This is a genomic window from Kitasatospora sp. NPDC057692 (assembly GCF_042799475.1).
Lineage (GTDB): Bacteria > Actinomycetota > Actinomycetes > Streptomycetales > Streptomycetaceae > Kitasatospora.
Map to the genome: position 1 here is coordinate 19,029 of NZ_JBHVIV010000043.1, position 17,598 is coordinate 36,626.

A 17,598-nucleotide genomic window follows, 5' to 3' on the forward strand; every position below is an offset into this window, starting at 1 on the left:
GAGCGGTCCGGGGACCGGGCCGCCGTCAGTGGGCGGCGAGCTCGGACAGCGAGTCTCCGAGCTGCTCGCGCAGCTTGCCGAGGGCCCGGCTGGTCCTGGTCCGGACCGCGCCCGAGGAGAGCCGCAGCACCTCGGCGGTCTCCTCGACGCTGCGGTCCTCCCAGTAGCGCAGCACCAGCACCGCCCGGTCCTTGGCCGCCAGCTGCCCGAGCGCGTCGAGCAGGGTCAGCCGCAGCGTGCGGTCCACCTCCATGCCCGTGGGCTCCGGCAGCAGGTCGGTCGGCCGTTCGCCGCTGGAGCGGCGGCGCTTCTGGGCGAGGAAGGCGCGCACCATCACGGTGTGCAGGTACGCGCCCGGGTGCTCGACCCGGTGCCGTCCTCCGGTCCACGCGCTGCGGCGCCACAGCACGTACATCCGGCCGAGGGCCTCCTGGACGAGGTCCTCCGCCTGGTGGGTGTCTCCGCTGGTGAGCAGGCAGGCTGAGCGGTACAGCCGTCCGGTGTGGCCCGAGACGAGTTCCAGGAACTCCGCGTCCCTCGTCCCGCGTGCGGCCCCGATCAGCCCCATCCGCTTCTTCCTCCCCCGCTCACCACTGTCGACACCTCTTGGATGCGGTGACCGGGGCGGGATGTTACAGCCGGACCGAAGAATTCTCCGCGGCGTCGGCGGCGGACCGGCGCCGGTGGTCGCGCAGCACCACGCCGCCGCCGATCAGCAGGGCGACCAGAAGGGCGCCGACGCCCAGGACGTAGGTCGCGGTGCGGCCGTCGCGGTCGGCCTGGGTCTCGCCGAGGCCGAGCGGGCGCGGCACGATCGGGGCGGAGGCCAGCTGGACCGGCGGGTCCTCCACCGGGCGCTCGGCCGGTGCGGCGGGCGCGGTGGTCACCGCCTTCACCGGGTCGACCACGCCCCAGCCGATGTACTCGTTCGCCTTGTGGTCGGTGCGCTGCGCGGTCTGCTCGATCCAGGCGCGCACCTGGCTGGGCCGCCAGTCCTTGTGCGCGCCGACCAGCAGCGCCGCCAGTCCGGCCACGTACGGCGCGGCGAAGCTGGTGCCGTTGTCCACGCACTGCCCGCCGCGCGGGACGGTGGAGAGCATGTCGACCCCGGGGGCCGCGACGTCCACGAAGTCGCCGTACTGGGAGAAGTAGGTGCGCTCGTTGTTGCGGTCGGAGGCGCCGACGGCGAGCACCGTGCGGAACGCCGCCGGGTAGGTGTCGCCCTTCTTGCCGTCGTTGCCGGTGGAGGCGACCACCACCACGCCGCGGTTCTCCGCGTTGTCGATCGCGGCCTTCAGCTCCTCGTAGCCGACGAAGCGGGTGTCGCCCGCGCCGCGCACGTCCTGCGAGATGTTGATGACCTTGGCGCCCTGCTGGACCGCCGAGTTGACGGCCTCGACCAGCGAGTGCACATCGCCGTTGCCCTCGGCGTCGTTCTGCCGGATCGACAGGATGGAGGCGCCCGGGGCGATGCCGACGAAGCCGGTCTGCTCGCTGCGCGAGGCCGCGATGATGCCGGCCACCTTGGTGCCGTGGCCGACCAGGTCGTCCTTGCCGCCGCCCTCGACCCGCTTGCCCTCCTTGTCCTTGAGCAGCGAGCCTCCGTCGACCACCTTCGCGGCGAGCTGCGGGTTCTGGTCGTCCACCCCGGTGTCGATGACCGCCACCAGCACCCCGGCGCCGGTGACCGCGCCGCCCTGCCAGAGCTCGTCCAGCACCATCCGCTGGAGCGACCACGGGACGGCCTGCACGTTCTGGGCGTTCTTGCCGCACTCCCCCGCGGCCGCGATGCCCGGTCCGTCCGCCGCCGCCGGCACCGTCAGCGGGCCGCCGAGCAGCGCGAGCACGGCCGCCGCCGCGGCCGTCGTCCGGAACCTGACCACCGGCACCCTGCCACCCCTCATCTCGTCCACCTGGTTGCACGCTCGCGCGCCAAAGGCGGGCACCCGCGAGGGGGCGCCCGCCCTTCGGCGCGCCGGGTTCGGCGCCGAGCCGTCAGCCGGTCCAGAGGGTGGCGTTGCGGTTCTCGGTGTTGTGGTAGCTGGTGGCCGCGTTGTCCAGCGACTTGGCGATCTGCTCCAGCACCTGCTGCAGGTGGGCGGCACGCTGGTCCCACTTGGCCTGGTGGGCCTGGTAGCCCTGCTGGGCGGCGCCCTCCCAGCTCGCGGCGATCTTGGTGACGCCGCCCTTCAGCTCCTCCAGCTGGGCCTGGATGGTCTGCGCGGTCCGGCGGACCTCGGCGCTGGCGCTCTTGATGGTCTCGAAGTTGACCAGAATGTGGTCGGCCACGGTGTCTCCTAGTCGAGGCTGCGAGGCGCCCCGTCACCCGGGGTGCGCGTCGCGGGGTGGACGGACAGAGCTCAGGATCAGACGCCGGCGGCGGCGGACCCGAAGATCGCCTGCTGGTCGGCGTCGGCCTGCGAGTACTTCTGGGTCGTGATCTCGATCGCGTCCTTGATGGCGCGCAGCGACTTGTTCAGCTCCTGGGCGTCCGTGTTGAACTGCCCCTGGAGGTTGGTGTACGCCGTCGCGGCCTGGCCCTGCCAACCGCCGGTGATCGAACCCACCAGGTTGTTGAGGCCGTTGATCTCAGTGTTGATCTTGTTGATGACCTCGTCCATGTGCTTGGCGAACGCCAGCATCTCCTGAGCGGTCGTCTTGAACTGACCCATGCTCCACCGTCCCCCATGAGACAGACCTCGTGGCCGGGGGGCGATTTCCGGCCCCCGGGCATCACCGGTGTGATGTCCTGCAGCACTGTAGTCGGCACACGCAGCTCACCCAACACCGGGCGACAGCCGGTTACCGAGCCATGACATCATGGCCAATTCCTTTGCGCCGCGCGGGCAGAGACCCCGCATCAGGCGTTCTGCCGCTGCGCCGCGCTCTTCGCGTTGAGCGCCGGACCGGCCGGCACCAGGTTCGACCACTGCTGCGGCACCAGCGCCGGCTGGAGGCCCTGGTAGCCCAATCGGGCCTGGTTGCCGCCCGCCTCCTCGGGCTGCGGCGGGGCGGACGGCGTCCCGGGCTGGGTCGTCGGGGGCTTCGACACCCCGCCCTGGGCGGCCGGTTGGCCGGGCTGGGCCGGCGCGGTGGTCTGGCCGCCCTTGCCGCCCTCGCTGCTGGCCGGCATCGCGTAGCGCAGGCCGGTCTCGGTGATGAGGAAGTCGGTGCCCGATCCGTCCGCCGCGTTGTCCAGCGCGCGGTAGAACAGGCCGTGACCCGGCGTCACATGCGCGGTGGCCGCGCCGTTGCTGTACCGCACCGGGTAGTCGGGGCCGGCCCAGACGCTGCGCCGGGGCGTCCGGCCGTCCTCCGCGACTCCCTCGAACGTGCTGCAGACCACCCGGCGCGCGTCCTTCGGCGCCTGCCAGGTGTTGGCCGGCGCGCCCGTCCTGGCGGGCCAGTCGGCGGCACCCTCGGCCATCAGCGGCACATTGCTGTTGACGACGGCGTGCTCGGCCGGGGTCAGGTCGTCGATCCGCGGGCTCTTGTTGGCGTCCTGGTTGTACAGCGGCTGCAACAGCGGGTTCTGCCGGATCAGTTCGGCCTGGAACTGGCTGATCAGCAGCAGCTGGCTCTTGCCCACCACGTAGTGCTTGTCACCGAACCGGACCAGCCGGCCGACCTTGCGGTCCTCCGGGTTCTGCAGCGGCACCGTGGAGTTGGCGGCCCGAGTGTCCGGGACCAGCCCGTCGATCCTCGGGAAGACGATGTCGCTGCCCGGCGCCAGCGTCTCCAGCCAGTCCTTCTTCACCTTCTGCGGGACGGCCGTCGGTCCGAAGACCGCCCCCATCAGCTGGGTCCGGGTGGCGTCCGAGTCCTCCGGGCCGCCGATCGCGTGCCGGCGGCCCTTGTCGTCCACCAGGAACACCTTCAGCCTCCCCTGGCCCGCCGCCTGGCCGGACGCGGTGACCTGCGGATCGTCCGCCAGCTGCACCAGCAGCGCCTGGCCGACGTCCAGCTGGCGGTCCTTCGCCCCGAGCGCGTCCGCGTCCGCGCCGCCCGCCACGAACACCGCCTGGTCGACGGTGCTCCCCTGGTCGCCGCCCGGGCGGTCGCAGACCGCCCACTTCATCGGCCGGCCCGCGTTCTCCTTGCTCGGCAGCTTGTCCGGCGCGTACGGGATGCCGATCGTCGGGCCGTGGTTGGGGTAGCGGTCCAGCACGCCGTCGTCGACCACCACGACCTTGGAGTCCACCGGCAGCACCAGCCGCGCCGAGGCCATGTTCAGCACCTGGTGCAGCCGCTTGGTCCTCCCGTCCGGGTCGGTCAGCACCACGTACCGGGTCGTGCTCTGCTTGCCCTGGACGATGTACTTGCCCTCGTCCCAGCCCACCGGGGCGCTCGGCTTGAACACGCCCCAGAGGCCGAAGCCGCCGACCACCAGCGCGCCCACGATCACGCTCGGCAGCACCGCCTTGACCGGCCGCGGCGCGTCCTCGTCGCTCCCCCCGCCGCCGGGCAGCAGAAAGGCCGCGACCGTGCGCTTGCGGGCGAAGGTGTAGGCGTTCAGCTCGTCCCGGCGCGATGCCATCCTCGTCGTCTCCCCTGTCAGACCGCCCTGCCCCGTGTCCCGCACCCCCCGGGCGAGAACGTGCTCGAACCCTCTACGATGCGGCAGCAGACGGTGAGTACCGTACGGGTACGGTTCACGCACCGGCCAGCCGGGCCGCGACAACCGAACCAGGAAGGGGCACTCGGGGGATGCCAAGCCAGACCGCTCCAGGGCGCCGGAGCACGGCACGGGACGGCGGTGCGCGCCGCTCCGCACGACGCGGCCGGACCGACGGCGGCGGCTCCCCCGCCCCGGACGGCGCCGCGCGGACGCCCCGCTCCGGCGGCGCCGACGGCCCCGTCCCGGTCCGCGTCCACCCCCGGCCCGGGCTGCTCGGCGGGCGGCTGAGGCTCCAACAGCTCGTCCTGGTCGAGGTCGCGGTGGCGCTGGTCGCGGTCGGCTGGACGATCAGCCGGCCGGTCGCCGCCGGCTTCGGCGCGGTCGCCCTGGTGCTGGTCGTGCTCGCGCTCGTGCCGCTGCGCGGGCGCACCATCCCCGAGACGCTGCGGGTGCGCGCCGCGCTCAAGGCCCGCCGCAAGCGCGCCCGCGCCCACGTCCCGCCGCCCGGCACCGACCCGGCGCTCGCCCCCGCCCTGGAACTCGAACCCGCCCTGCGCACCTGCACCCACGCCACCGAGGCCGACCTCGGCGGCCGCCCGGTGCGCCGGGAGACCGGCATGGTCGGCGACGGCACCTTCCTCAGCGCCGTCCTGCTCGTCCAGGCCAAGGACCTGCCGCTGCGCCCGGCCCGCACCGCCCGGCCGCTGCCGCTGGACGTGCTCTGCTCGGCGCTGCGGGTCGACGACATCACCCTGGAGTCGGTCCAGCTCGTCCAGCACACCCAGCCCGCGCCCGCGCCGCACCTGCCCGAGCAGTCGCTGGCCGCCCGCGCCTACCGGGAGCTCGCGGACGGCACCGCCACCCCCGCGCTGCGGCTCACCTGGGTGGCGCTCAAGCTCGACCCGGAACGGGCGGCCACCGCGGTGCGCGCCCGCGGCGGCGGCGAGCAGGGCGCCCGCAAGGCGCTCCAGCGGGTCACCGACCAGCTCGCCGGGCGGCTGAACAGCGCCGGCTTCGACGTCACCGTGCTCGACGAGCGCGAACTGATCGCCGCCCTCGCCATCTCCAGCTGCGTCAACCCGCTGGCCACGGCCGGCCGCCAGGGCACCGGCAGCGGCGGCGGCAGCGGACGGCGCACCCAGGAGACCAACCGCTTCTGGCGGGTCGACGACCGCTGGCACAGCACCTACTGGATCTCCCGCTGGCCGCAGCTCGGCCGCCCCGGCGGCGCCCCCGGCCGGATCGCCGCCCCCGACCTGGTCAACCTGGTCACCGGCGCCCCCGCGCTGGCCAGCACCTTCAGCCTGACCGCCGGTCACGGCACCGGCGGCTCGGTCGCCCTCAGCGGCCACGTCCGGATCACCGGGCGCAGCGAGAGCGAGGCCGTCGACCTCGGCCGGCAGGTGGAGGCGCGGGCCCAGAGCACCGGGCTCGGCCTGACCCGGCTCGACCTGGAGCAGGCCCCCGGGGTCCTGGCCACCCTGCCGCTGGGAGGTGCTTCCTGATGGCGTACCAGACCCGGCCCGCCGCCGCCCCGCAGGGCGGTGCGGAACCGCAGCCCCGGGTCCGGCCCCGACTGCTGCCCGGCTTCGGGCTGCGCGGCCCGCGCCGGGAGAAGCACGTGCTGACCCTCGCGGAGCTGGACGCGCTGTCCTTCCCGGTCGGCGACGACGGCGTGCTGATCGGCGAGGACGTGCACCAGTCGCGCCCCGCCGTCCTCGGCCTGTTCCGGCCCACCGCCTACGAGCTGGTGCTGGTCGGCGGCCTGTGGACGGCGCAGGTCATCGCGCTGCGGGCGGCCGCCACCGGCGCGCGGATCGCCGTGGAGACCGCGCGCGCCCACCTGTGGGGCCCGATGGCGCAGGCCGCGGGCGGCGGGCAACCGTGCGTGACGGTCCACCAGCCCGGCCGGCTCGGCCCGCAGGGCGCCTCGGTCGGCTCGCCGGTGCTCGTGGTGCGCGACCTCGGCGCCCGCCCGCCGCGCAGCCGGCTCTCCGCCGCGCCCTGGCAGACCGTGCTGACGGTGGTGCCGCACCTGGGGCCGAACGCCGTCCGGGTGCTCAACTCGGCCGACCTGGTCGGGGTGCAGCGGGTGATGCCGGAGGAGGCCGAGCTGATCGGCCGGGTGCTCTCGCTCGGTGCGGGAGAGGTGGCCGCGCTACCGTCGCTGTCGGACGACCTGACGCTGTGGACGACCCGGATGAACCGTCAGTACGTGCGGATCGTGGCCGGCCAGGCGGAACAGCAGGTCCTGGGCGGCCCGCGGCGCCTCGACTGACCCGCGCGGGTGCGGTCGGGGGTCGTGCGGACCCGTCCGCGGCCCGTCCGCACCCCGCCCGTGAGCCGTCCGGAGATTGCGGCACCGCCTTCAGCCGGGGGTGGCCCACGGCCTAGGCTGTCAGACGGCAACGGCACCGCGAACGTGCGGCGGCGAACACGAGGGAGCCCAGGTGAGCAGCGATCGGGACGGCGTCTACGTCGGCGACAACGCGGCGGAGGACGACGACGACTGGTCCGACGCACCCGACTACACTCCCCCGTCCTGGTACGTGCAGACGGACGCCGCGGGTGCCCCGGCGGCGGCTCCGGCGGGTGCTCCGGCACCCGGAGCGGCCGAGGCGGGTGCCCAGGTGACGCCGCCTCCGGGCGGGGCGGCCGTTGCCGCCCCGGTGCCGGAGCCCGTCCCGGCGCCCGCGGCGGATCCGGCGCCGAGTGCCGTGCCGCCCGCCGTTCCGGCGCAGGCCCAGGCACCCGTTCAGCCAACGGTTCAGACGCCCGCTCAGACGCCGCTGCAGACGCCCCTCCAGGCTCCGGTGCCCGCCCCGGCCGCGCCGCTGCCGCCGGTCCGGCCGCAGCCGGTCGAGGCCGTCGCGCCCGCTGCCGCACCCGTGCCGGTTCCCGCCCCCGTTCCGGGCGTCCCCGGGGAAGCGCCGCACGTGCCCGTCGAGGCGTCCGCCGTACCGCCGGCCGCGCCCGCCGTCCCGGTCGCACACGCCGTCCCGGCATCGGAGCCCTTCCCGGCCCCCGCACCGGCGCCGGCCCCGACCCCCGCCGCGGCTCCCGCTCCGGTGCCGGGCCACGGCTGGCCGGCGGCCGACCCGTCGGCGCCCGCGCAGCCGTACCCAGGCCCCGCGCAGCCGCAGCCCTACCCGGCGCCGTCCGGCCAGCCGCAGCCGTACCCGCAGGACCCGGCCGGCTGGGCCGCCCACCAGGCGCAGCAGGCCCAGCCGCCGCAGCAGCCGCAGCCGGGTCAGCCCCAGCCCGGCCAGGCCGCACCCCCCGCCGACCCCCGCGCGGGCGGGTGGCCGCAGCCCGGCGCCTACCCGCAGCCCGCGCAGCCCCAGCCCGGCGCCCCGCAGTGGGGCGGCCCGCCGGCCGCGCCCGCCGCGTTCCAGCAGGCCGGCGCCCCGCAGCAGACCGCGCACGGCGCGCCGCTCGGCTACACCGCCGCCGTCGAGCTGTCCTCGGACCGGCTGCTGCGCAGCCAGCCGAAGCAGCAGCGCCAGCAGCCGCGCTTCCAGTTCGGCGGCAAGGCCGCGGCCGCGGAGAGGGCCCGCAAGCTGGAGATCATCCGCACCCCGGTGCTCAGCTGCTACCGGATCGCGGTGATCAGCCTCAAGGGCGGAGTCGGCAAGACCACGACCACCACCGCCCTCGGCGCGACGCTGGCCAGCGAGCGCCAGGACAAGGTGATCGCGATCGACGCCAACCCGGACGCCGGCACCCTCGGCCGCCGGGTCAAGCGGCAGACCGGCGCCACCATCCGCGACCTGGTGACGGCCATCCCGCACCTGCGCAGCTACATGGACATCCGTCAGTTCACCTCGCAGGACCTCCACTCGGGCCTGGAGATCCTGGCGAACGACGTCGACCCCGCCGTGTCGACCACCTTCAACGACTCCGACTACCGCCAGGTGATCGACGTGCTGGGCCGCCAGTACCCGATCATCCTGACCGACTCCGGCACCGGCCTGCTGTACAGCGCGATGCGCGGGGTGCTGGACCTCGCCGACCAGCTGATCATCGTCTCCACGCCCAGCGTGGACGGCGCCTCGTCCGCCTCCACCACCCTGGACTGGCTCTCCGCCCACGGCTACGCCGACCTGGTGCAGCGGTCCATCACGGTGGTCTCCGGGGTCCGCGAGACGGCCAAGATGATCAAGGTGGAGGACATCGTCGCGCATTTCCAGACCCGCTGCCGGGGCGTGGTCGTGGTGCCGTTCGACGAGAGCCTGGCGGCCGGCGCCGAGGTCAACCTCGACATGATGCGGCCCAAGGTCCGCGAGGCGTACTTCGACCTGGCCACCCTGGTCGGCGAGGACATCGTCCGGGCCCAGCAGGCCGCCGCCCAGCAGCAGGCGGCCCAGCAGGCGAGCTGGCAGCAGCCCCACCAGCAGGCGGCCGCGCCGCAGCACGCGCCCCAGCAGCAGCCCCCGGCGCCGGGCTACCCGCAGCCCCAGCCCGGCCCGCAGGGCCCGCCGCCGTACGGCCAGCCGTACCCGTACGGCTACCCGGCGCAGCCCGGCCAGCCGGGACCCCAGCCCGCACCGGGCGCGCCCTGGGCCCAGCAGCCCGGCCAGACCCCGCCGCCCCCGGCCGGGTACGGCTACCCGCCGCAGCAGCCCGCTCCGCAGGGCCCGCCGCCCCAGGCCCCGGCCCCGGCCACGGAGTGGCAGCAGCCGCCGGCACCGCCGGCCCCCGGGTACGGCTACGGCTACGCCCAGCCCGACGACAACCAGCCGCCGCCCGGCTACGGCTACCCGCCGCCCGCCCCGCCGCAGCAGCAGCAGCAGTAGCGGCGTACAACGGGGCCCGCCGACCTCCCGGTCGGCGGGCCCCGTGCGGTTGCGGCGCCGGTCAGTCGGCCTCGGTCAGCTCCCGGGCGCGCTTCACGTCGTCGGCCATCCGGTCCAGCAGCGCCTCGATGGAGTCGAACTTCTCCATCCCGCGCAGGTAGACCAGGAAGTCCACCGCCACGTGCAGCCCGTACAGGTCCAGGCCGACCCGGTCGATGGCGTACGCCTCGACGGTGCGCGCGGTGCCGTCGAAGGTCGGGTTGGTCCCCACCGAGATCGCGGCCGGCATCCGCTCGCCGTCGGCCGTCAACCAGCCCGCGTACACGCCGTCGGCCGGGACCGCGCTGTGCGGCACGGTCTCCACGTTCGCGGTCGGGTAGCCGAGCTCGCGGCCGCGCTGCGCGCCGCGCACCACCACGCCCTCCACCCGGTGCGGGCGGCCCAGCACCTCGGCCGCCCCGGCGACGTCGCCGGAGCCGACCAGCCGGCGGGTCAGCGTCGAGGAGAACGGCTCGCCGTCCCCCGCCGCGCCGCGCACCTGCAGGTCGACCACCTCGACGCCGCAGTCCGCGGCCCGGCCCAGCTCGGCCAGCAGCGCGACGTCGCCCGCCGCCCGGTGGCCGAAGCGGAAGTTCGGCCCCTCGACGACCAGGCAGGCGTGCAGCGCGTCCACCAGCACCTGCCGGAAGAACTCCTCCGGCGTCTCCTTGGAGAACGCGGTGGTGAACGGCAGCACCAGTACGGCGTCCACGCCCAGCTCCTCGATGAGCTCCGCACGGCGCGGCTGCGGGGCGAGCAGCGGCGGGTGGCTACCCGGGCGGACCACCTCGCTCGGGTGCGGGTCGAACGTGACCACCACCGAGCGGACGCCCCGCTCGCGGGCGCGCTCGACCACCCGGTTGATGATCAGCTGGTGTCCGCGGTGCACTCCGTCGAACGAGCCGATGGTGACGACGCTGCGTCCCCAGTCATCGGGGATCTCCTCCAGGCCACGCCAGCGCTGCACCTGACCGCTCCTTGTTCCCTACGGCGCGTACCGTCGGTACGCTCAAACGCTCAAACCCGAACCCCTATAGCGTGCCATGCGCCTGTCCCGAGTTCGGCACCGGAAGGCAGGTTGGGCGTTCCAGCGGGTGCCGGGAGCCCTCGGCGGGCGTCCGCGGCGCCCCGGAACCGCCCCCGCGCTCGGCCTCCGCCGCCGCGTACTGCGGATCCCGGCCGGCCGCCACCAGGGCGCGCAGCCGGTCCAGCCGCGGCCCCACCGGGCGGGCCGGGCGCTCGTCCCGCGGCCAGCGCGCCAGCAGCGCGGCGAAGGCCGCCGAGCGGCCGGCGCAGCGCACCAGCAGCCCGTCGGCGTCCGGCAGCCCGGCCGCCGCCCGCACCAGCACCGCGCGGGCCCGCGCCGGCCGCTCGGCCGCGCAGTGCTCGGCCAGCCCGGCGACGGCTGCGGCCAGCACCTCGGGGTCCCCCTCGGTGGCCAGCAGGGTGTCCAGCAGCTCGCAGCGCAGCGCGTCCGCGACCGGGTCGGGCACCGGCCGGGACAGCACCTCGGCGAACGGCCGGCGGACGGCCACCGCGCGGGCCGCCAGGGCGCTGCTCAGCAGCGTCCGCAGCTCCAGCCGGGCCACCGCCCCCTCCACCGCCCCGTGCGCCAGCCGGCGGCCCAGGTAGTCGACGGCGACCGGTCCCGCCAGGGCCGGCCGTTCGCGCAGCAGCCGGGCCGCCAGCTCGGCGCCGCGCCGGGAGGCCAGCGGCGCCCGGGCGTCGGCCATCACCCGCAGCGTCCCGGCCACCGGCGCACCGGCCGGGTCCGCGCCGCCCGGGCCGCCCAGCCGGTCCGCCAGCGCCGCGAGGACCGGCTCCGGGTCGCTCTCCAGCGCCGGGGCCAGCGCCCGCGCGGTCAGGAACCGGTCGTCGCCGCGCCGGTACGCGGCCAGCGCCGCCGGAAGGTGCCCGGCCCGGCTCCGTTCGTCCCGCAGCAGCAGGGCCAGCGCGGCGCCGTGCAGGGCCGGCTCGTCCTCCCTGGCCAGCAGCGCCAGCGCCGTGAACCGCAGCAGTTCCGCCCCGGCGCCGCGCGCGTACGGCGCGGTGCGCAGCGCGTGCACCGCGGCGGCGACGTGCCGCTCGGGCCGGGGGTCGTGGCTCCAGCGGTCCACCGCGCGGCAGAGCGCCGAGGGCTCCTCGGCGGCCAGGACGGCCAGCAGCGCGTCCGCCCGGGGGTGCGCCGCCCCGGCCAGCGCCTCGGCCAACTCGTCCAGCGCCAGTGCCCGGTGCGCGAACAGCAGGTCGTGCGCGAGGTCGGCGACGGTGACCCCGGGGCGGCCGGGCAGACCGCGCGGATCGCCGAACCAGGCGCACAGCAGCGGCAGCGCGCCCGCCGGATCGGCGCGCAGCCGCTCGGCCGCCGCGGCGAGGAACCGCCGGTCCGGGCCGTCGGCGGCCACCAGCCTCCGCAGCAGCGCCAGTTCGCCCTCCGCCGGGAGCCCCAGGGCGGTCCAGAACCCCGGTCCGAACCCGCCGAGTCCGTACGCCGGCAGCCGTTCGAACCCGCCCGCGGCGGCCGACCTCTGGACGATCCGGTCGGCCAACTGCTCCAGCAGCGCCCGGTGTTCACCGATGTCGGGGCTTGCCGCCAGGCCCGCGGCGAGCAGCGCGCGGGCCCACCAGGCGGGCTCGCTGCCCGGCGGGCGCAGGTCCACGGCCCGCCAGAGCCGGTGCAGCCACGGGTCCAGCGCCGGCGCGCCCCAGGTCTCGCCGACCCGCCGGAGCGCGGCGGCCACCGGGCCGATCCGGTGCCGCGGCACGGTGGCGCACGCCCGGGACCGCCCCGGCCCCTCCCCCGCGGCCGGGCCGCCGGGAAGGTCCCCCGGGGCGGGGGTGTCCTCGGCCTCCCCGAGCAGCAGCCGCAGCGCCGCGTCCAGGTCCAGGTGCAGGCCCTGCAGCCAGTCGGCGAACTCCCCGTGGGCGAAGCGGTGGCCGGACCCGGCCGGGACGAACAGCCCCTCCGCCAGCACGGCCGCGGCCCACCCGCCGGCCGCCGGGAACAGCTCCTCGAACGCGTCCCGGCCCAGGCCGCCCTCCCCGGCGCCGAGCATCCGCCGCGCCGCCTCGTGCACCCGTCCGGCCACCGCCGCCGCCGTCCGCCGCACCCGCCCGGCGCCTTCCCCGGCCGGCCGGACGGCGCCCCGCCGGTGCGCCCCGGGCCGCCGGGAGCGGCCGTCCTCGGCGAGCCGCTGGGCCACCCGCAGACAGCACAGGTCGAGGTGGGCGGCGAGCAGCTCGCCGCGGCGCACCGGCTCCCCGCGCAGTCCCTCCGCCCACAGCTCCCCCGCCAGCCGGACCGCCAGCGGATGCCGGGCGTCCGCCTGCGCCGGCCACCCCGGCGGCAGCCCGTACCGCCGACGCACCCGGTCCGCGGCCTCGGCCGGCAGCGGACCGAGCCGCCGGACCGCCACCCGCACCGCCGACGCCCGCTGCCCGGCGGCGGCGACCGGCACCAGGAAGGCGCCCGCCGCACCGCCCGGCGCCAGTGCCTCCCAGCCCTCCTCCCCGCAGACGGTCAGCAGCCGCGCACCGGCCGCCGCCAGCCACCCCGCCGAGGCCCGCAGCCAGTCGGCGTCGAGCGGCACCGGCGACTCCTCCGGCCCGTCCAGCACCACCAGCAGCGGCCGCCCGGCCGCCGCGCAGAGCGCCGCCGCCTGCGCCGCCCCCGGCGGCGGCACCTCCAGCCCGGCCGCCGCCGAGGCGAGCGCCCGCTCCACCGCCCCCGCGAGCGAGAGGTCCCCGGCCACCAGATCGGCCCCGCGCAGCCACACCGTGGGCCGCGGCCGCTCCCCGCCCCCGCGGCGCGCGGCCACGGCCGCCGCCTCGGTGCTGCGCCCCGTGCCCGCCGCCCCCACCAGCGCCACCACCCCGGCGTCCCCCGCCCCGCCCCCGTCGACCAGCAGGTCGGCCCACTCCGCCAGGCCGTCGGGGCGGTCCACCCGGTCGGCCGCGAGGGCGGCCACCCGGCCCGGGCCCGCACCCGCCGCCGCGATCTGGGCCGCGGCGAGCCGCAGCACCCCGGCCGGGTTGAGCGCGCGCCCGTACGCGGGCACCTCGGCCGCGTTGCGCGCCAGCACCCCGGCGAGCTCGGGCTCGACCGCACCGGCACCCGCCACGGGGACGGCGGTCGGCGGCCCCGACCCTCCCGGGGCGCGCAGCCCGGGCACGACCACCGCGACCACCGCGCCGCTGCCGGCGTCCAGCACCGGCGCCCCGGCCGGGACGGCCGCCGCGTCCGCCGCCGCGGGCAGGTCGAGCAGCAGCACGCCGCCGATCAGGTGGAAACGGTCGGCTTGCGGGTACACCGCGCCGGTCGTCGCGGCGGCGGCGGCGCAGCGCAGCAGCACCGTCCGCCCGTCCGCGTCTCCCCCGCCCCATGGTGGGACGGGCAGCAGCAGCACCTCGCCGCTCCCGGCCTCCGGCGCCGCCGCGAGGGGCAGCGGCGGGTCGGGCAGCCCGCCGGCCGGGTCGGTGCGCAGCAGGGCGAGCCCGTGCCCGGGCAGCGGCCGGACGTGCTCCGGGCCCACCACCCGGGTCTGCCCGCCGGAGAGGTGCAGGACGACCCCGTCCAGGCCCGCGACCACCTCGTGGGCGGTGAGGACGGTGCCCTGCCGGTCGACGGCGAAGCCGAGCCCGCGCAGCCGTCCGTCCCGGTCGCGGATCCGCAGCAGCGAACGGCACGCGTCGCCCGCCGGCCCGGTGTCGTCCTCCCCCGGCCGGCCCCTGAAGCCCCGTAGTCCCGGCATGCCCGCAGCCCTCCCCGCAGGGCCGGCCGGCCCTGGAGCGGACTCGTCGCGGCGACCTGCTCGCCGCCGGGGAGCCTGCCCGGCGCGAACGCAGACCGACCGCGCCCGCGCCGGTCACGACCGCGGTTCACTCCGCGCGCTCCCTCGTGCGGGTGAACTTCCCCGCACCGGCCGACGCGCGGTGCGGTCAGCCGACGAAGACGGCGACCGGACGGGCCTGGCCGCCCTTCTCCTCCACCAGGGCCAGGAAGGTGCCGTCCGGCCCGAACACCGCGATCGGCCCGTCCACGCCCAGCCCGGGCGCCTTCAGCCGGGCGCCGTGCGAGAGCTGCTTCGCCTGGTCGGCGTCGAGGTCCCAGCGCGGGAAGGCGGCCGCCGCGGCCGCGGCGATCGGCAGCACCTCCAGCGGCGCGCCGGGGCCGCCGGAGGCACCGCCGGTGACGGCCTCCTCCAACTGCTCCAGGGTCCGCGCCGACTCCACCCCGTACGGCCCGACCTTGGTGCGCCGCAGCGCCGTGAGGTGGCCGCCGACGCCGAGCCCGGCGCCGAGGTCCCGGGCCAGCGCCCGGATGTAGGTGCCGGAGGAGCACTCCACGGTGACGTCGAGGTCGATCACCGGCGTGCCGTCCTCCGCCACGGCCGCGCGCTGCTCGTGCACGGTGAAGGCGTGGATGGTGGTCGGCCGGGCGGCGAGCTCGAAGTCCTCGCCCTCGCGCACCCGCGCGTACGACCGCTTGCCGTCGATCTTGATCGCGCTGACCTTGGACGGCACCTGCATGATCTCGCCGGTGAGCGCCGCGATCCCGGCGTCGATCGCCGCGCGCTCCACCGCGTCGGCCGGGGTCGAGGAGGTGACCTCGCCCTCCCGGTCGTCGGTGACGGTGGTCTGGCCGAGCCGGATCGTCGCCTCGTAGGTCTTGGCCGTGAGCATCAGATGGCCGAGCAGCCGGGTGGCCCGCTCGACGCCGATCACCAGCACGCCGGTGGCCATCGGGTCGAGGGTGCCGGCGTGGCCGACCTTCCGCGTCCCGGCCAGCCACCGCAGCTTGGCGACCACCCCGTGCGAGGTGATGCCCTCCGGCTTGTCGACGATGACCAGGCCGTCCGGACCGGTGCCTTTGCGCTTCATCAAGTTCTCTCTGTCAAAGCCCTGCAAACATCAACCGCACCGCAAAGCTACCGAACCCGCGGCACGGCTACCGAACCCGCAGCGCGGCGCGGAACCGCTCCACCACCGCCGCGACGTCCTCCCGGGCGGAGAAGCCGGCCGCGAAGACGTGCCCGCCGCCGCCCAGCGCCGCGCAGGCGGCCGCGACGTCCACCGCGCCCTTGGAGCGCGAGGAGCCGCGCAGCGTGCCGTCCGGGTCCTGCTTGAGCACCAGGGCCACCTCGGCCTCGGCCGGGCGGCGCAGGATGTCGATCAGGCCCTCGATCTCCTCGACGGTCACGCTGAACAGCACCAGGTCCTGGTACGGCACCCAGGTCCACACCAGGCCCAGCCCGCCCGCCGCGGCGGGCTCGTAGACGGCCCGGTCGAGCGCGCCGGCCAGCACCTTGAGGTAGCCGAAGGAGGAGGTGTCCCACAGCTGCCGCGCGATGAGGTCGTGCCGGATGCCGGTGGCCAGCAGCCGCGCCGCGAGCTCGTGCGTGGCCGGGGTGGTGGCCCGGTACTTGAACGAGCCGGTGTCGGTGGCGACGCCCGTGTAGAGGCAGGTCGCCAGGTCCTGGTCCAGCTCCACGCCGAGCCGGCGCAGCAGCTCGTCCACCAGGACCGCGGTGGCCGGGGCGGTCGGGTCGATCAGCTGGTGGGTGCCGAACCCGGGGTTGGAGGCGTGGTGGTCGAGGACGGCCAGCACCGGCGCGGCGAAGGCCTTGCCGTGCAGCAGGCCGAGCCGGCTCTCCGCCGCGACGTCGAAGCAGAGCACCAGCTCGGGGGTGTCGGGCACCGCCGCGGCTGGCACGATCAGCTCCTGGCCGGGCAGGAAGGCCAGCGACTCGGGGACGATCTGCGGGTCGTCGCCGAAGGAGACCCGGACCTCCTTGCCGAGGCCGCGCAGGGCCAGCGCGGCCGCCAGCGCGGAGCCGAGCGCGTCGCCGTCCGGACAGATGTGGCAGATCAGGTCGACCGAGCGGGCCCGCCCGATCTCCGCGACCACCTGCTGCCAGACCAGCTCGGCCCCGCTCTCCTCGGCGCGCGGTCCGGGAAGCACCGCGAGGGCACCCTCCACCGTGTCGGTGGAGGACGCCCCCGTGGTCGAACCGGTACCGGCCGCCGAACCGGCAGCCGCCGGCTCACCCGCCATGACTACTCGTCCTCGTCGTCACGCTCGGACGCCGGAACCTTGTACGGATCCGCGTCACCGGCGTAGGTCGCGCCCGCCGCGGTGGTGCGCACCGCTGCGTCGATGGCCCGGGCCCGGTCGAGCAGGTCGTCGATGTTCCGGGCGTTCTCCGGCAGGGCGTCCGCGACGAAGGTCAGCGTCGGGGTGAACCGCACCCCGGTCTGCCTGCCGACCTCGGAGCGGAGCACGCCCTTGGCGCTCTCCAGCGCGGCGGCCGTGGCCTCACGCTCGGTGTCGTCGCCGAAGACGGTGTAGAAGACGGTGGCCTCGCGCAGGTCGCCGGTCACCCGTGCGTCGGTGATGGTCACGAACCCCAGTCGCGGGTCCTTGATCCGGCGCTCCAGGGTCTGGGCGACGACCACCTGGATGCGGTCGGCGAGCTTGCGCGCCCTTGCGGTGTCGGTCACGTTGCCTCCTCGTGCAGTGGGCCGGGTACTCGGGCGTGCTGCGCGCCCGTCGGGGCCCCTGCCCCAAAGTACCGGCCCGCGCCCAGCCTTGTGGGCGCTCTCGGTCCTGATCCGTGTGAGAACGGCGACTCGCGCCGCCCTGCTCCACAGCTCTCATTCGTCGTCGTCGTTGTGGTAGCGCCTCCTGGCGGAGAGCAGCTGTACCTCGGGGCGGCCGGCGACCAACCGCTCACAGCTGTCCAGGATCTCGGTGACGTACCCGGCATCGCCGGACACCACCGCCAGACCGATCTCGGCCCGGCGGTGCAGATCCTGGTTCCCGGTCTCGGCAGCGCACACGCTGTACTTGCGCTGCAGTTCGGCCACGACGGGCCGCACGATCGACCGCTTCTCCTTGAGCGAGTGGACGTCGCCCAGCAGCAGGTCGAAGGTGAGTGTTCCCACGAACATGTGTGACAGGTCAAGCCGACCTGGAAGGCCTCGGGGAGCGGCCCGGAACCGGACCGCTCCCCGGACCCTACACAGCAGGACCGGGGCCGGGCGGCGGGGAATACAACCCGGGACCCGCCCCCGCGGGCCCCCCCGTAAGCGCGCGGGTTCGCGCGCCAATCGGAGGTCGCGATTATTTGGGCGACCGTGAGTTCG

Annotated in this window: 14 protein-coding genes; 3 read left to right on the forward strand and 11 right to left on the reverse strand. The window is 76.2% G+C overall.

Annotated elements, in window-relative coordinates:
* Nucleotides 1-25: 25 nt before the first annotated feature.
* From ACFVFS_RS23275 to ACFVFS_RS23295, 5 genes are all read right to left on the reverse strand, one after another.
* Nucleotides 26-568 (reverse strand): SigE family RNA polymerase sigma factor, encoded by a 543-nt coding sequence (locus tag ACFVFS_RS23275; RefSeq protein ID WP_380626536.1) that lies wholly within the window; start codon nucleotides 566-568, stop codon nucleotides 26-28.
* Nucleotides 569-632: 64 nt separating this feature from the next.
* On the reverse strand, nucleotides 633-1,904 hold the full coding sequence (mycP, locus tag ACFVFS_RS23280; protein ID WP_380626537.1) for a type VII secretion-associated serine protease mycosin: 1,272 nt from the start codon (nucleotides 1,902-1,904) through the stop codon (nucleotides 633-635).
* 91 nt (nucleotides 1,905-1,995) lie between these two features.
* Complete coding sequence (locus ACFVFS_RS23285) at nucleotides 1,996-2,289, reverse strand: WXG100 family type VII secretion target (RefSeq protein ID WP_376096839.1); 294 nt, start codon at nucleotides 2,287-2,289, stop codon at nucleotides 1,996-1,998.
* 77 nt (nucleotides 2,290-2,366) lie between these two features.
* Complete coding sequence (locus ACFVFS_RS23290; protein ID WP_380626538.1) at nucleotides 2,367-2,672, reverse strand: WXG100 family type VII secretion target; 306 nt, start codon at nucleotides 2,670-2,672, stop codon at nucleotides 2,367-2,369.
* Nucleotides 2,673-2,860: 188 nt separating this feature from the next.
* Nucleotides 2,861-4,537, reverse strand: a complete 1,677-nt coding sequence (locus ACFVFS_RS23295; RefSeq protein ID WP_380626539.1) for a type VII secretion protein EccB — start codon at nucleotides 4,535-4,537, stop codon at nucleotides 2,861-2,863.
* A 170-nt stretch (nucleotides 4,538-4,707) separates the two neighbouring features.
* On the opposite strand from ACFVFS_RS23295, the gene eccE reads away from it, so the two are divergent.
* From eccE to ACFVFS_RS23310, 3 genes are all read left to right on the forward strand, one after another.
* Nucleotides 4,708-6,123, forward strand: a complete 1,416-nt coding sequence (eccE, locus tag ACFVFS_RS23300) for a type VII secretion protein EccE (RefSeq protein ID WP_380626540.1) — start codon at nucleotides 4,708-4,710, stop codon at nucleotides 6,121-6,123.
* A complete protein-coding gene (locus ACFVFS_RS23305) occupies nucleotides 6,123-6,896 on the forward strand; it encodes a hypothetical protein (RefSeq protein ID WP_380626541.1) in 774 nt (257 codons plus the stop codon). The genes eccE and ACFVFS_RS23305 overlap by 1 nt, the downstream gene beginning before the upstream one ends.
* Before the next feature lie 172 nt (nucleotides 6,897-7,068).
* Nucleotides 7,069-9,414, forward strand: a complete 2,346-nt coding sequence (locus ACFVFS_RS23310) for a MinD/ParA family protein (protein WP_380626542.1) — start codon at nucleotides 7,069-7,071, stop codon at nucleotides 9,412-9,414.
* 61 nt (nucleotides 9,415-9,475) lie between these two features.
* On the opposite strand, the gene ACFVFS_RS23315 is transcribed toward ACFVFS_RS23310, so the two are convergent.
* The 6 genes from ACFVFS_RS23315 to ACFVFS_RS23340 form a co-directional block, all read right to left on the reverse strand.
* A complete protein-coding gene (locus ACFVFS_RS23315) occupies nucleotides 9,476-10,420 on the reverse strand; it encodes a bifunctional riboflavin kinase/FAD synthetase (protein WP_380626543.1) in 945 nt (314 codons plus the stop codon).
* Nucleotides 10,421-10,484: 64 nt separating this feature from the next.
* The gene (locus ACFVFS_RS23320; RefSeq protein ID WP_380626544.1) at nucleotides 10,485-14,204 is read right to left on the reverse strand and encodes a serine protease; all 3,720 of its coding nucleotides are present in this window, start codon (nucleotides 14,202-14,204) and stop codon (nucleotides 10,485-10,487) included.
* A 187-nt stretch (nucleotides 14,205-14,391) separates the two neighbouring features.
* Nucleotides 14,392-15,333, reverse strand: coding sequence for a tRNA pseudouridine(55) synthase TruB (gene truB, locus ACFVFS_RS23325; RefSeq protein WP_380626545.1), 942 nt, complete (start codon nucleotides 15,331-15,333; stop codon nucleotides 14,392-14,394).
* Between the two features lie 67 nt (nucleotides 15,334-15,400).
* Nucleotides 15,401-16,507, reverse strand: a complete 1,107-nt coding sequence (locus ACFVFS_RS23330; RefSeq protein ID WP_380626546.1) for a bifunctional oligoribonuclease/PAP phosphatase NrnA — start codon at nucleotides 16,505-16,507, stop codon at nucleotides 15,401-15,403.
* A 2-nt stretch (nucleotides 16,508-16,509) separates the two neighbouring features.
* A complete protein-coding gene (rbfA, locus tag ACFVFS_RS23335; RefSeq protein WP_380626547.1) occupies nucleotides 16,510-16,953 on the reverse strand; it encodes a 30S ribosome-binding factor RbfA in 444 nt (147 codons plus the stop codon).
* 153 nt (nucleotides 16,954-17,106) lie between these two features.
* Nucleotides 17,107-17,403 carry a DUF503 domain-containing protein gene (locus tag ACFVFS_RS23340; protein ID WP_380626548.1) on the reverse strand — a complete coding sequence of 99 codons (297 nt, stop codon included), beginning with the start codon at nucleotides 17,401-17,403 and terminating at the stop codon, nucleotides 17,107-17,109.
* Nucleotides 17,404-17,598: the final 195 nt, after the last annotated feature.